Origin of the sequence: Rheinheimera riviphila, assembly GCF_004005945.1 — a bacterium.
In the GTDB taxonomy this organism is placed as follows: Bacteria; Pseudomonadota; Gammaproteobacteria; order Enterobacterales; family Alteromonadaceae; genus Pararheinheimera; species Pararheinheimera riviphila.
In genome coordinates this window covers 79,157-93,495 of the sequence record NZ_SACS01000019.1, presented here as the reverse complement: position 1 = coordinate 93,495, position 14,339 = coordinate 79,157, and the positions used below count along the sequence as shown (strand labels likewise).

12 protein-coding genes are annotated in these 14,339 nt (G+C 53.1%); 5 read left to right on the top strand and 7 right to left on the bottom strand.

The features are described from left to right. Positions 1–793: 793 nt before the first annotated feature. Together EOE67_RS16000 and EOE67_RS15995 are read right to left on the bottom strand one after the other, a co-directional pair. Complete coding sequence (locus EOE67_RS16000; protein WP_127700339.1) at positions 794–1,321, bottom strand: GNAT family N-acetyltransferase; 528 nt, start codon at positions 1,319–1,321, stop codon at positions 794–796. Between the two features lie 110 nt (positions 1,322–1,431). Further along, entirely contained in the window at positions 1,432–3,516 is a 2,085-nt protein-coding gene (locus tag EOE67_RS15995) for a TonB-dependent receptor family protein (protein WP_127700338.1), read from the bottom strand. Between the two features lie 338 nt (positions 3,517–3,854). On the opposite strand from EOE67_RS15995, the gene EOE67_RS15990 reads away from it, so the two are divergent. Next, the gene (locus tag EOE67_RS15990) at positions 3,855–4,658 is read left to right on the top strand and encodes a hypothetical protein (RefSeq protein ID WP_127700337.1); all 804 of its coding nucleotides are present in this window, start codon (positions 3,855–3,857) and stop codon (positions 4,656–4,658) included. A 100-nt stretch (positions 4,659–4,758) separates the two neighbouring features. On the opposite strand, the gene EOE67_RS15985 is transcribed toward EOE67_RS15990, so the two are convergent. The 3 genes from EOE67_RS15985 to EOE67_RS15975 all read right to left on the bottom strand — a co-directional run bounded on the left by EOE67_RS15985 (position 4,759) and on the right by EOE67_RS15975 (position 7,528). Beyond that, positions 4,759–6,144, bottom strand: coding sequence for a class II fumarate hydratase (locus EOE67_RS15985; protein ID WP_127700336.1), 1,386 nt, complete (start codon positions 6,142–6,144; stop codon positions 4,759–4,761). 96 nt (positions 6,145–6,240) lie between these two features. Further along, positions 6,241–6,873, bottom strand: coding sequence for a superoxide dismutase (locus tag EOE67_RS15980; RefSeq protein WP_127700335.1), 633 nt, complete (start codon positions 6,871–6,873; stop codon positions 6,241–6,243). 121 nt (positions 6,874–6,994) lie between these two features. Beyond that, on the bottom strand, positions 6,995–7,528 hold the full coding sequence (locus tag EOE67_RS15975) for a hypothetical protein (protein WP_127700334.1): 534 nt from the start codon (positions 7,526–7,528) through the stop codon (positions 6,995–6,997). Positions 7,529–7,773: 245 nt separating this feature from the next. Here EOE67_RS15975 and EOE67_RS15970 point away from each other — a divergent pair, with 245 nt between their 5' ends. From EOE67_RS15970 to EOE67_RS15955, 4 genes are all read left to right on the top strand, one after another. Further along, complete coding sequence (locus EOE67_RS15970; protein ID WP_206099627.1) at positions 7,774–9,996, top strand: TonB-dependent siderophore receptor; 2,223 nt, start codon at positions 7,774–7,776, stop codon at positions 9,994–9,996. A 148-nt stretch (positions 9,997–10,144) separates the two neighbouring features. Further along, positions 10,145–11,776 carry a PepSY-associated TM helix domain-containing protein gene (locus EOE67_RS15965; protein WP_164852389.1) on the top strand — a complete coding sequence of 544 codons (1,632 nt, stop codon included), beginning with the start codon at positions 10,145–10,147 and terminating at the stop codon, positions 11,774–11,776. Further along, positions 11,773–12,153, top strand: coding sequence for a hypothetical protein (locus EOE67_RS15960; RefSeq protein ID WP_127700332.1), 381 nt, complete (start codon positions 11,773–11,775; stop codon positions 12,151–12,153). Before EOE67_RS15965 ends, EOE67_RS15960 begins: the two co-directional genes overlap by 4 nt. Then, on the top strand, positions 12,153–12,443 hold the full coding sequence (locus EOE67_RS15955) for a DUF3325 family protein (RefSeq protein ID WP_127700331.1): 291 nt from the start codon (positions 12,153–12,155) through the stop codon (positions 12,441–12,443). Before EOE67_RS15960 ends, EOE67_RS15955 begins: the two co-directional genes overlap by 1 nt. Before the next feature lie 18 nt (positions 12,444–12,461). Here EOE67_RS15955 and EOE67_RS15950 read toward each other — a convergent pair whose 3' ends face one another. Both EOE67_RS15950 and EOE67_RS15945 read right to left on the bottom strand, forming a co-directional pair. Next, positions 12,462–13,271: a 3-keto-disaccharide hydrolase gene (locus tag EOE67_RS15950; protein ID WP_127700330.1), complete on the bottom strand. Its 810-nt coding sequence runs from the start codon at positions 13,269–13,271 to the stop codon at positions 12,462–12,464. A 28-nt stretch (positions 13,272–13,299) separates the two neighbouring features. Next, positions 13,300–14,307 (bottom strand): LacI family DNA-binding transcriptional regulator, encoded by a 1,008-nt coding sequence (locus EOE67_RS15945; RefSeq protein WP_127700329.1) that lies wholly within the window; start codon positions 14,305–14,307, stop codon positions 13,300–13,302. Between the last annotated feature and the right edge of the window lie 32 nt (positions 14,308–14,339).

Sequence of the window (14,339 nt, the reverse complement as noted above, 5' to 3'; positions counted from 1 at the left end):
ACCGTAGGGCGCTACTCGCCGCGGCAGCGGCAGTACGCCGGATGGTGATTTGATCCGGGTCGGCTTCATGGCGGACTAGCCTGCGGCTGAGTCGCGCCCTACGCTTGGTATAGGTTTCATTTATTGTGTTAAAAACAAAAAAAACCGTAGGGCGCTACTCGCCGCGGCAGCGGCAGTACGCCGGATGGTGATTTGATACGGGTCGGCTTCATGGCGGACTAGCCTGCGGCTGAGTCGCGCCCTACGCTTGGTATAGGTTTCATTTATTGTTTTAAAAACAAAAAAAACCGTAGGGCGCTACTCGACGCGGCAGCGGCAGTACGCCGGATGGTGATTTGATACGGGTCGGCTTTACGGCGGACTAGCCTGCGGCTGAGTCGCGCCCTACGCTTGGTATAGGTTTCATTTATTGTGTTAAAAACAAAAAAAACCGTAGGGCGCTACTCGCCGCGGCAGCGGCAGTACGCCGGATGGTGATTTGATACGGGTCGGCTTCATGGCGGACTAGCCTGCGGCTGAGTCGCGCCCTACGCTTGGTATAGGTTTCATTTATTGCGTTAAAAACAAAAAAACAAGGGCGCTACTCGCCGCGGCAGCGGCAGTACGCCGGATGGTGATTTGATACGGGTCAGCTTTACGGCGGACTAGCCTGCGGCTGAGTCGCGCCCTACGCTTGGTATAGGTTTCATTTATTGTGTTAAAAACAAAAAAAACCGTAGGGCGCTACTCGCCGCGGCAGCGGCAGTACGCCATTTGCCACAAACTCAAATGCTAAAACCAACCAAGCCAGCAATCAAAGCAACTTCTTACTCATCAACACCACATCCCGCACGCCGTGCGATTCCAAGCGCTCCATCACATACCAGCCCAATCGCAAGTAAAAACCTTCGGCGGTGTCGGCCGACAAGTACAAAGCGCTAACACCAAGCTCGCGGGCTTTATCTTCAAGTGCAGTGACAATGAGCGCGCCGAGCCCGAGGCCGCGTTGCTGTTCTTTGATGTAAATACCACCAAGCCAAGGCGATAATCCTGGTTTAGTGCCGGGTTCGTCCAGTTTGATGCTGCCAGCACCGAGCAATTGGCCGCCTACGTCGACGGCGACCAGCGTGAGCGGTAATTGGTTGGTGGCACAGCGCAGCTCTAATGCCGTCGTCAAATCTTGTTTGGTCAGACCTGCCGCCTGATATAAATCAGCCCATTCGTTGTATAACAAGGTGCTGAGTTCGGGGATCAGCTTGCTGTGATTGGCCAGATAATCGATGCGGATGCCATTGCTGTTGTCAGGTGAGATGGTTGTATTCGCGCCGCGGTGTTGAGTCATACCAATATCCTTATCCAATAAAAAAAAGCCGGAACTCAGTAGGTTAACCCTGAGTTCCAGCCTTATCTTAGCCAGATATTTCGTGAAAAAGCTATTCGCTTCTAAGGCAATCAGAACCGGTAACGGGCACCAATCTCAAAAGAACGCTCTGGGCCGACATAAATCCCTTCACGCAGACCGCTGATATAACGTTTGTCAGCCAGGTTTTTCACTGAACCCGACACACTGAAGTTTTCCGTCACCTGATACTGACTCAGCAAATCAACCACGGTATAAGCTGGGATCAAGCCACCCCAAATACCGCTGGCGGCATTGGTTGGGATCGCAACGATGTTGGTCGGGTCGCCAAACTGCTCGCCACGATGGTGCAGATTCAGCGACAGATCCAGTTTTTCCAACTGATAACTGAAACCAAGGTTCGCCAATATTTTTGGTGCATAGGACAAACGTTTACCGGCATTGGTACCAGTTTCAAATTCCGACTCTGGCACCCAGGTCGCATTGGTATCTAAGCGCAGTCCTGGCGTCAGGGGCTGGCTGAAACTAAATTCCATCCCATGATGACTGGTGGCACCGGCATTGGACAAAGACAAGGCCGGGTTACTATTGCCGGTCACCACCTGATTGCTGAAATCCATCACAAAGGCGGCCACTTCATAATTGGCAGTACCGGCCACGCCACGCACGCCAATTTCGTAGTTCACTGAACGCTCACCGTCCAGTTGCTGATCGGTGAGGCCCGTCAGCGCCACAGCGTTGGTGGCCGGTGAAAATGCCCGGTACACACCGCCGTAAAGCTGGGCAGTGTCGGTCAGGTCATAAGTCAGACCCACACCTGGCAACACTTCGGTATTTGAGGTTTTGGCCAGCGCATTGGTTTGCAGATTTAACCGCTCTTGTTCGTAAGATTCAATCCGCAGACCTGGCGTCACGGCCAGCTTGTCATTCAGTTCCAACCGGCTTTGCACATAACCAGCCACGCTGTCGGCGCTGTCTTGTAAATGACCCGCAATAGTGCCGGTGCGATCCGCAGCGCGGGTGGCCGTGATGCGTAAATCATTCGATTTTTCATGCATCAGGCGCAGGCCAAATTCGGTGCTGGCATCCAATCCAAATAATGGTTGCTCCAGCGTTAAGCGGCTTTCCGCGCCCGCCCGTTCAAAAGAACGGTTGTTGCCGGTCAGACTGTTGGTATAAACCCAACGGCCAGCAGCATTCGACGCTGCAGTGTTGACCGCATAACGCCAATAATCACGGGTCACATCGCTCCAGTACAGCAGCGTTTTTAAGGTGGTGCTATCACTTAATAACCATTCATGGTTGAGATCAAAAGCCACCCGATCGGTCAGGTAATCGTCATCCGGTGCCGGGTTGTAGTCAGCTCCGGCCTGATAATCACCCAGCAGTAATCCACGGTACGACATATTGACGTCGTTTTCATGCCACGACAGTTTGACGCCTACTTTCTGATTGTTGCCAAATTCGACACCAGCTTTGGCCATCACGTCGTTCATGGTATAGCCTTTGTCCATAAAACCATCGCTGGTGGCATGGGTGGCAACGATCCCGGCAAAAGCATCACCGGCGGCGTTTTTATTACCGGCTTCGATGCCCACTTCTTTCATATTAAATGAACCTGCACGGGCGGACAGCTCCACGCCATCATCCGGCGTTTTGGTCTGATAGTTCACCACACCGCCGATCGTTGACGGGCCGTAACGTAATGAAGATGAACCTTTTAAAACTTCAACCCGCTCCACCCGCTGAATACGTGGGTTGTAATAACGGTCATTACCGATAAACAAACCAGGCGCGACCGGCACGCCGTCTTCCAGCATCAATGATTTTGACTCGCTCGCCGACAGGCCACGGATGCCGAAGTTGGCGACTACGGACGTCTCTTCTTCGCTTTTAATATTGATCCCGGGAATACGGCGCAACACGTCTTCGGTTGATAACGGCTGTACCCGTTGAATGTCTTTCAGCTCGACCAGATTGACTGACCCCGTCGCTTCGAAGCGATGATCTTCTTTTTGTCCAACGACTTTCACCACTTCCATACCGGTATAACGTGACTTTTTGTCGGCGGCCGCTTCCTCTGCTACGGCATGGCTGACCAGGGAACTGGCGGCAAGAGCCACTGCCAGTGCTAACGGTGACGGGCGAAAGTTGCGATTGATTGGGTTCGGAGTCATCTCAAAGTCCTTAACTAAAGTTGTTTTCACAGCGAATTTCAGGTCGCGAATGACCGGCCGCCAATTTTCGCGCGAGTCTAACGGTGAATAGCAATCATAGTCAATTCGCATTGCTATCAGCAATCATTCTTATTTTTATCACGATACGTGTTAATTGCGGATTCGGATTAGACAACTGCCTGGTTGTTTTTTGTACCCCGGCAGCAGTTCAGGCTTTATTTACGACTATGCTTGCTCAGGTCTGGCAACTGATATAGCTGGCAACATCACCGATCGATAACGGAGGTACGATCGACACATACTGCAACTCATTCCGCGCAAAGCAACAGGAAACGACCATGCCAAAGATTGTGCTCACAGCCGCACTTCGGGCGGACTATCAAAGATTGTTTGATCAATGCCAAATTAACGCCGCCAAAGCCCCCTTTGTTGAACAGACCATCCTGAAAATAATGAACAACAAACCGCGCTACCAGGCCGTCAGTGCGCTCAGCGGCGCCCCTTGGTACGTGATTGCGGTGATCCATCTGCTGGAAGCATCCCTGAATTTTAAGAGCCATCTGCATAACGGCGATCCGCTGACCGCCCGCACCGTGCAAGTACCGGCCGGTCACCCGAAAAAAGGCAATCCACCCTTTACCTGGGAAGAAAGTGCGTTGGATGCACTGAGTCTAAAAGGGGCAAACAAGGTAAAAGACTGGAGCTTGCCAGCACTGCTGTATACGCTGGAAACCTACAATGGCATGGGTTATCGGATGTACCACCCGCATGTGCCCTCACCTTATTTGTGGGGGTTCAGCAATCATTATGTCAGCGGTAAATATACCCACGACGGCCGTTGGTCTGATACTGCAGTGTCACAACAATGTGGTTGTGCGGTGATTTTGCGCCGGATGGCCGAGCTGGATTTAATCGAATTTGCCGACCAACCATTAGCAGAAGCCAGTCAATGGCAGGTGCATTATAATGAACGCGCTTTTGCCGATCCGGCGCAGCATGCCAAAGCGGTCGCCTTACAGGAATGGCTGAACACCCATCCGGGGATTTTTGTCAAACCTGATGGTATTCCCGGCAGACGCACCTCGGATGCAAATTTTCGGATCAGCGGGCATTATTTGCCGGCTGATCCATTACATCCTTGAGCTGGCAGCGGCATCGGCATCGGCATCGGCATCGGCATCGGCATCGTGCGGTGTAGTACAACGCACGGCTTGGCACAACGGGCGGCTTTGTATCAAATATTTAGCTGCCCGGATCCGCCAGCCTGGCCGGATCCAGCAGTACCCGCAGTTCCGCTTCCGACAAACTGGTTTGCTCCAGTGCCACATCCAGCACCGGTCGTTGCTGGCTGTACGCCATTTTGGCGATTTTCGCCGCCTGTTCGTAGCCGATAATTGGGTTCAGCGCAGTCACCAAAATCGGATTGCGTGCCAGCGCAGCAGCGGCGGTATCCTGGCGAATTTTCAGACCGGTGATGGCCTGCATCGCCAAAGACGAACAACTACCGGCCAGCAAACTGATGCTATCCAGCAGATTATTCGCCACCAGCGGCAACATTACATTAAGCTCAAAATTACCGGACTGCCCGGCAATGGTGATGGCGGTATCGTGGCCAATCACCTGGGCGCAGGCCATCGCCACTGCTTCCGGGATCACCGGATTAACTTTGCCCGGCATAATCGACGAGCCTGGCTGCAATGCCGGCAGCTCAATTTCGGCAAGGCCAGCCAATGGGCCGGAATTCATCCAGCGCAAATCGTTGGCGATTTTCAATAGCGCCACCGCCAAAGTTTTTAACGCCCCCGAGCAAGCTACCGCCACATCCTGGCTGCTCAAGCTGAAAAAGAAATTGTCTGACGGCGTGAAACTAAGGCCAGTGGTTTTACTGAGTTCAGCGCAGCACAAAGCGGCAAATTGTGGATGAGCATTGACGCCGGTTCCCACAGCGGTGCCGCCTTGCGCCAACTGTTGTAAACCCGTTAACTGCTGGCGAAGATGGTTTTCAGCATGCGATAGCTGCGCAAGCCAACCGCCAAATACCTGGCTAAACCGTACCGGCATCGCATCCATCAAATGGGTGCGGCCGGTTTTCAAAATAGCACCCTGCTCAGCACTTAACCGGGCAATGGCATGTTGGAGTTGGGTCAGCGCGGGCAGCAACTCGAGCACAATTGCCAGGCTGGCACTAACATGGATGGCAGTTGGAATGGTGTCATTGCTGCTTTGGCCAAGATTCACATGATCGTTGGGGTGGATTTTCTCGTTGCTGTTTTGGCTGAGGATATGCGTGGCCAGCGTCGCCAACACTTCGTTGGCATTCATATTGGAACTGGTGCCAGAGCCGGTCTGATACAGACTGACCGGAAATTGTTTTAAATCAAGGTTCTGCAATTGCTGATCGACAGCTGTGGCAATCGCGTTGGCCTGGGGTGCGCTTAATAAACCCAGCTGCTGATTGGCACGGGCGGCCGCTTGTTTAATCAACAATAACGCGCGGATAAATGGCGCGGGCATGGTGGCCGGATGCAGCTGAAAATTCTGTACCGCACGTTGTGTTTGCGCCTGATACAGCGCATCGGCCGGTACTTGCAACGGGCCCATCGAGTCTTGTTCAATCCGGGAATTCATCTTGGCTTCCTTTAAATGTGAACTGATAAAAACTATCGGCAATGGCATATCAAGCGACTTCCTGCAACAGGACGTCGGCCTACCAATACCCGGTGTCTACGACTCGGAAGCCGGCAGACAGGCCAACGCCTGCTGATAACGCCGGCTCACTTCCGGCCAGTTAAATACTTGATACACCGCTGCAATATAGTCCGCTCTTTTGTTCTGGTACTGTAGGTAATACGCATGCTCCCACACATCCAGCCCTAAAATCGGCGTATGTCCGTGCATCAGCGGGCTATCCTGATTGGCGGAACTTTCTACCACTAATTGCCCTTGTGGAGTCACGCAAAGCCAGGCCCAGCCACTGCCAAACCGCGACAATGCCGCTTTGGTAAAGGCCTGTTGAAATTCAACAAGGCTACCAAAGCATAGCTGGATTGCCGCAGCAAGCGCGCCGGATGGCTCTCCACCGCCGGTTGGCGATAACACAGTCCAGAACAGGCTGTGATTGGCATGGCCGCCGCCATGATCACGTACCGCTGGCTGTAACTTTTCCGGCAGTTGATTGATTTCAAGCAATAACCGCTCGACCGGCCAATCCTGATATGGGCTGTCAGCCACCGCCAGATTCAGATTGTTGATATAAGTCTGATGATGCCGACCATGGTGAATTTGCATCGTCAGGCTGTCGAGATAAGGTTCCAGTGCATCAAAGGCATAGGGCAAGGCGGGTAGTGAAAATGGCATGGTCAATCTCCGGGTTCGGTCAAGGTTAATGCAGCGCCGCTGCTGTAACAGCTACTTAAAAAATCTTCCAAAATGCTTAAAAACTGCCGGCAACAATCAGCACTCACTTGCGCCTGCACCATTAGTGCGACGCCTCTGGCCATGGCAATTGCAACAATTTGGTACTGACCGCATCCGGGCCAAAATGGTGACAAAACAACGCCAGCTCACGGCGGCACAATTGCAGGTGCGGCAGAATGATTTGTAGTACTGCAGGCGCGCGCATCGCAGTAGAAATTGCACTGCACAGCTCCCACAACTCACGATAAGCGCGCCCCAGCAAAGAGCGGGCTTCTGCCGGTTTTTCTTCCAGCATCGCCAGATCGGCTAAATTGTGCAGACTGATCACAAAGGCCGCCAGATGCGGATCTTGCAGCGGGGGTTGTGCCTGCAATTGAATGGCCGCCTGCAAAGCCTGCTGATAACCAACACGGGCTGCCGGTAGCTGTTGTTGCAATAACGCCAGATTGGCCTGACGGGTCAGCTGCTGCCAGTGGCCAAATAAAGTTGTCACTGCAGACCTGTCGTCTGCAAAAAAGTCGGAGGACATTGCCGATCCGTTGTCATCATCGGCTGGAACTAACGGGGTTTTAACCTTGATCGGAATTGTATTCACATCGCCCTCCTGTAGCTTGTATCAATACATTAATGATAATAATTCTCATTTGCAAGAATTTAATTACCTTGCTGAACGACCTGCCTGGCTCGATCCTTCTGCCTGCTTTCATCTCCTTTCGTTCCCCTTCGCTACCGGAAAACGACAAGCCTGTTGCATCAAGTTACCTTTTCATTTAACATTAATGCGAATCATTATCATTTAAATCTAATGTAAATCCAGGCTCAGGAGTCGTCAGTTCAGTTATGGGTACTTTTCAAATTCGTCAGTGTCACCACCAATCAGCATCAGCCTTTGCTCACACCAACTCAGCAGCAAAATTCCGCCAACTACCGTTAGCGCTCGCGATGAGCCTGGTTTTAGGAAGTCCACAGCTGCTGGCAGAAACGCTGGATGATGCTTCAACGCAGCGTAAAAACAGTGAAACGACCATCGAAAAAATCACCGTCAACGGCAAAAAAATGACCGCCAGCACCCCGACCCGGCTGCCACTAACGGCCCGTGAAATTCCGCAATCGATTAGCGAAGTCTCGGCTGAACTGATGAGCGCCACCAACATGCTGGATATCAACGATGTGATGATGCATGTGCCTGGTGTGAATGTGACTTTGTACGATACGCAGCGGCCGCTGTATTTTGCCCGCGGTTTTCAGATCACCGATTTTCAGGTCGACAGCATTCCAACATATAGCGGCAGTACCAATCAGGAATACGACACCGCGCTCTATAAACGGGTTGAAGTGATCCGCGGTGCCAATGGTTTGTTTTCCGGGGTCGGCTCGCCTTCGGCCACGGTGAACCTCATTCGGAAAAGACCGGGTAACGAATTTGCGGCATCGGTGTCGGCCACGGTCGGCTCCTGGCAAATGCGCCGTGGTGTGCTGGATGTCTCCAGTCCGTTTGACAACGAAGGCGCAGTGCGCGGCCGGGTGGTCGTGGCGACATTGGACTCCGACAGTTTTCGTGATCGCTACCATGAAAAGAAACTGGCTGGCCTTGCGATCATTGAAGCTGACTTAACCGACCAAACCACAGTTGCATTTGGGTTGCAGGATCAGGATAACCAACCGGAAGGCACCATTTGGGGCACGGTACCGATTTATGCTGCTGACGGCAGCTTAGCAAAATTGCCGGTCAACAGCAGTTTCGCGCCCCAATGGACCCACTGGCAGCGCAAATCCGGCACTTTGTTTGCCGATGTGACCCATCAATTTAATGCAACATGGCAGCTCAAAGCTGCGGTCAATCAAACCGAAGGCGAGGTGTCCAGCTTACGGGTTTACGCCACTGGTTTTCCGGATAAAACCACCGGCAAAGGCTTAAAACTGCTGGCCGGTGTCGGTGCTGGTGAAGATACCCGCAGCAGCTTCGATCTGTACTTAACCGGCAGTTATCAGGCCTTTGGTCTGGAGCATGACGTCATCGCCGGTGCCAGTGTGTCAAAGCTGGAGTCCACCACCGATCTATTCAGTTCAGTCGCCGGTTGGTCGTACACCGTACCGGATGCCTGGAATTATGATGGCAAAGCGCCGATGCCGGTGTATAACCAAACCGGCGCTTACCGCATTGCCAGCACCGATCAGCAGGGCATTTATCTGGCCAATCGCTTCCGGCTGAGTCAGGACTGGTCGCTGGTCGGCGGCGCGCGTTTCAGTAACTGGGAAACCGCCACCGCTAATTTCAACACCACCGGCAAATACACCACCACCACCGGCGCTTATAAAGTTAACGATGAAGTCACGCCTTATGTCGGTCTGGTGTGGGATCTGACCGAGCAGCATGCGTTGTATCTGAGTTACACCGATATTTTTACCCCGCAAAACTACAAGGACAAAGACAATAATCTGTTGGCGCCGGTGCTTGGCAACAACTTGGAACTGGGTCTGAAAAGCAGTCTGCTGGATGGCGCGCTGGCGCTGAACGCGGCCATTTTCAAAACCGCCCAGGACAATTACGCCGTACGTGATCTGACCCAGCCGGAAAACTCGTTACCGGACGGCAGCTCGGCTTACAAAGGTATTGATGGCACTGAAAGTCAGGGTTTTGAAATCAGCGCCAGCGGTCAACTGACAGACGGCTGGCTGGTCAACGCCGGGTACAGTTATGTCGATACCAAACGTCACACTAACGACAAGATCTGGACCAACTTGCCGGAGCATTCGGCGCAGTTATCCAGCCACTATGATCTTAGTGGCGCCCTGGCTGGCCTGACGCTGGGTGGTGGTTTTAACTGGCAAAGCGAAACCATTGGTTATGGCATTGTCCATCCGCTGGAAAAAGCTGGCGCTACTTATACCCAAAAAGCCTACGTACTGGCGAACCTTTACGCCAGCTGGCATTTCGCCGAAAACCTCAGCAGCACGGTCAGTGTCACCAATCTGTTTGATGAGCTGTATTGGGCCAATATCGACTACGCCAACTACGGGAAACCACGTCAAGTGACACTGAGCGTGAAATGGCAATATTGATTACCCTTCATCCTTGAAGGTGCAGGGGTGTTGGCCGCCTTCACCCACCCCAGTCACATAGGACAACTATGCTCCTGGGAATGGGTTCAGTTGCCGCCTACCTGCACCTCCAATGCTTTTGGGTATAAAAAAAGACAGGAGAGTCAAGGTGAAAGCCAGATTCAGAGACAGTATGAACTGGCTGCACACCTGGGCCGGGTTGGTGGTTGGTTGGGTGTTGTTTGCAGTTTTCCTGACCGGCACCCTGGCTTATTTTCAGCATGAGATCAGCCGCTGGATGCAGCCTGAACTGCCCGCCGCCGCCTCACCAGAGCAGGCAGTCGCGCAGGCGCAGCAGTATTTACAGCAACATGCGGCGGGATCCGATCGCTGGACCATTGTGCTGCCAGGCGATCGTGGTTTCACCACCGATTTGTTCTGGCGGCCGGCGCCGGTGGCTGAAACCGCATCTGCAACTTCGGTAACGCAACCTGAAAAACGGCCAACTGAAAAGCGTCCAGCCAATCGGCGGTTTGAGCGGGCAAGTTTAGCTGGCGATGGCACTGCCGCAACGGCGCGCGAGACGCGTGGCGGGCAGTTTTTCTATCGTTTTCATTTTGATTTGTACCATCTGCCGGTGGTGTGGGCGCGCTGGATTGTTGGTGTCTGCAGCATGCTGATGCTGCTGGCACTCTTCACCGGCATTGTGATCCACAAAAAAATCTTCAAAGATTTCTTCACGCTGCAGTGGCGCAAAGGCCATAAAAGCTGGCTGGACGGCCATACCCTGACCTCGGTGCTGGCGGTGCCGTTCCATCTGATGATTACCTATACCGGTTTGATTACCTTGATGTTTATGTATATGGCGCTGGCGGTGTCGGCCAACTTTCCGAGCAGCCAGCAATTTTTTGCGCAGCTGCAAGGTGACGCGCCTCCCGTCGTCGCCAGCGGCCAGCCTGTTGCATTGGTGCCGCTGGAGCAGATTTTTCGGCAGGCCCAAACCGAGTTGCAGGGCGCGGATATTAGCCTGATCACCGTGCATCAGCCGGGTGATGCGGCCGCGGTGATTGAACTGCGCGAAGCATCCACCAATAGCCTGGGATCCGGTGGCCGCGAGCTGCGTTATGCTGGCAGTAGCGGGTTATTACTGAACGCCGCGACCGCCGCGCCTTACCCTGAGCAGATCCGGCATCTGCTGATCAACCTGCACTCGGGCCGGTTTGCCGATCCACTGCTGCGTTGGTTGTACTTTTTATCCGGTTTGGCCGGGACTGCGATGATTGGTAGCGGGCTGATTTTATGGTCGGCGCGCCGTGCCAGCCAGCCGGGTGCGGCGCATATTGGTCATAAATTGGTGCACTGTTTAAACGGCGGCACTGTGCTTGGTTTACCGCTGGCGGTGGCCTGCTTTTTTTGGGCGAACCGGTTGTTACCGCTGCAATGGCCAAACCGGCCGGAATGGGAAATCCATGGCTTTTTTGCTGGCTGGTTGTTGATGTTGCTATTTAGTCTGCTGCGAAACCCCAAACTGCTGTGGCGTGATGGGCTGCGGTTATTGGCGGCGGTGTATCTGTGCTTGCCACTGTTGAATTTTTTCAGCAGCGACCGTCATCTCGGTTATAGCCTGTGGCACGCCGATTGGGTGTTTGCCGGTATTGATCTGGTATTTTTAGTCACCGGACTGTGCTGCCTGCAAACGGCCAGAGTATTACAACGACGCCTTGCAAGCGGCAGCCAAAGCGCAATTGGCGGTGCTGCAACGGCAAATTTAGCCGAAACCGCAGGAGCATCCAACCGATGAAACTGGATCTATCACCGATGGCCAGCGCGCCACCTGCTACCGCCAAACGACCTTGGTGGCAAGTGGCGAGCTTAGTGTGGCGGATTTTGCTGGCGACTGTTGGCGGTTATGTTTGTACCGTTGCACTCACTAGCCTGAGCGCCCGCTTGTGCGCGGTCGTCTTTGGCCTACCGCTGGCCAGTAGTTTGCTCAGCATGATGCTGCTGAGTTTTCTGCTGTACAGCATCACCATTATGGCGGTGTTTGCCAGCCAGCGACTTGGCCGCACCAGCCTTTGGTTACTGGGAACTACTGCGGCGGCGATGCTGCTTTGTCAGTTGCCAGCACTCTCCGGTGTGGCTGAGACACTGATGACAACAGGAGCGAAAGTAAGCTGATGGGCTATGTCATTTGTTTTTTCAGCATGCTGTGGGCATTGGTCTGGCTGGCGCAAAGCATGGCCAGACACGGCAAACAAATTTGGGGCAAAGCACTGCCGGACTCAGCAGAGCGAAAGCGCAGAAGCTGCGGCTGGCTCCTGCTGGGGCTTAATTTTTTACTGCTGTGGTATCTGCTTGGCCTCGCCTTGGCGCTGCTGATCTGGCTGGGATATGCAACTATCGCCAGCCTGATCATCGCGTTAGTATTGAGCTACCAGCCACGCTGGTTAAGATTGCCCGGGCTATAATCCCGCAGCCAAACAAAGCTAATACTCGGCCGCCGGTTTCGTTAAACTACGCACCCGGATATTGCGGAAAAAGGTTTCGGCACCTTCGGACTGAATTTGCAATTTTCCGCGCGTGAGTGGCGCAAAACCTCCGGCAACCGGCTGGCGGGAATTAAACCCCCTGAACACTTCGTGGCCATTCACTTTATGGATCAAGGTTTTACCATCGGTGATCACTTCCAGCAGATCCCATTCGCCGACCGGTTTTTCATGTAGACCCAGCTTCAAAACCCGGTCGGCGATGTTGGTGCGAAGCGGCGCTTTGGGATCGTATTTATAAAATTTCCAATCGCCGATATGGGTGTCCGTGGCATGCACATCAATGATCACGCCATCCAGACTATGGTAATCACCATGATCGCCTTGCTGAATTTGAAATTCGTGGCTGCGCATCCAGTGGCCACTTTGCGCGCCTTGTGGCCCCACCGCAAAATACAACAAGCCGCTGTCCATCGGCGCTTCCAGCCGTGGATACCATTTTTGCTTGCCCCACTTCACTTCCAGCTGCAGGTGGAAATTTTCAAATTCGTCGATGCTGGTCAGGCCGCCCCACTCGGCACCCGATACGCGCAGCAAGCCATCGACCACCGAAAAAATCCGGTTTGGATCGTTATTCAGGCCTTGTGGTTGCTGTTTTGAAATTAAATTGTGGACGTTGGTTTCAGGTTGATAACTGACATAAGGCTGCCAGCCTGTGAGGTCTTTGCCGTTAAATAATGACCGCCATTCGCTGGCGAGTAACGGCTGACTGAGGATAAGACATAACGATACAAGCGTAACAGCTTTCATCTGAACTCCGTTTGGTATCTCTGCTGGATTATTTATTACCCGGTCGGCGCGCCGATCCACGCACTACCAGCTCTGGTACAAAGACGTTGGTCACTTCCAACTGGTCGTTTTTATAAATATTTTTCAGTAGCCACAGCGCCGCCATTTTGCCCATTTCGTGGATGGGGTTGTTAACTGTGGTGAGTTTTGGCGAAATGTAACGGGCAAACGGAATATTATCGTACCCAACAAACGACAAATCACCCGGCACTTTCAGCCCCCGTTCCAGACAGACCGAAATCGCGCCTGACACCATCTGGTCGTTGGCGCAAACCACGGCAGTGAAACGCTGCGCGCTATCCAGCAGTTGCTCCATCGCAACCACACCGCCGTCTTCTTTATAATCACCTTCCACACACAACGAAGCTTTGTATGGCACATCAAACTCAGCCAGCGCTTTTTTGTGGCCTTCCAACCGTTCAACGGCGTCGTGTTTACGTTTTGGGCCTGAAACATAAGCAATATCGCGATGCCCCAGCTCCAGCACATGGCGGGTTGCCAGATAACCACCGAGTTCGTTATCCAGATAAATACAGCGGTCGCTGATGTCGCTGATATAACGGTTAATCAGCACAATAGGTGTCGCGCCCTGGCTCAGTTCAATCAGATATTCGTCAGAAACTGCTTCGACGTCGAGGATCAGCGCGTCACAGCCACGGCCAAGCAGAAACTCGACACTGTCAATTTCTTGCTCGGCGACACTATGGCCGACCGCAATAATCACGTGTTTGTTGGTGGCGCGTAGTGCCGATTCAATTTCCGCCATCATCGGACCGTAATAGGGACCATCCAGTTGTGATACCAACACACCAATGCTGTTCGAGCTATTCGACGCCAGCGACTGGGCAAAGGTATTAGGGCGATAATCCAGCTCGGCCATCGCCGCCAACACTTTTTGTTTGGTCTTTTCACCGACATTGGTGTTTTTATTCATCACCCGCGACACCGTCGCCAATGAAACACCTGCCCGCTCTGCAACGTCGTAAATGGTAGCCATAAGTCCTTGATCACATAATCGTCACGAAAAGT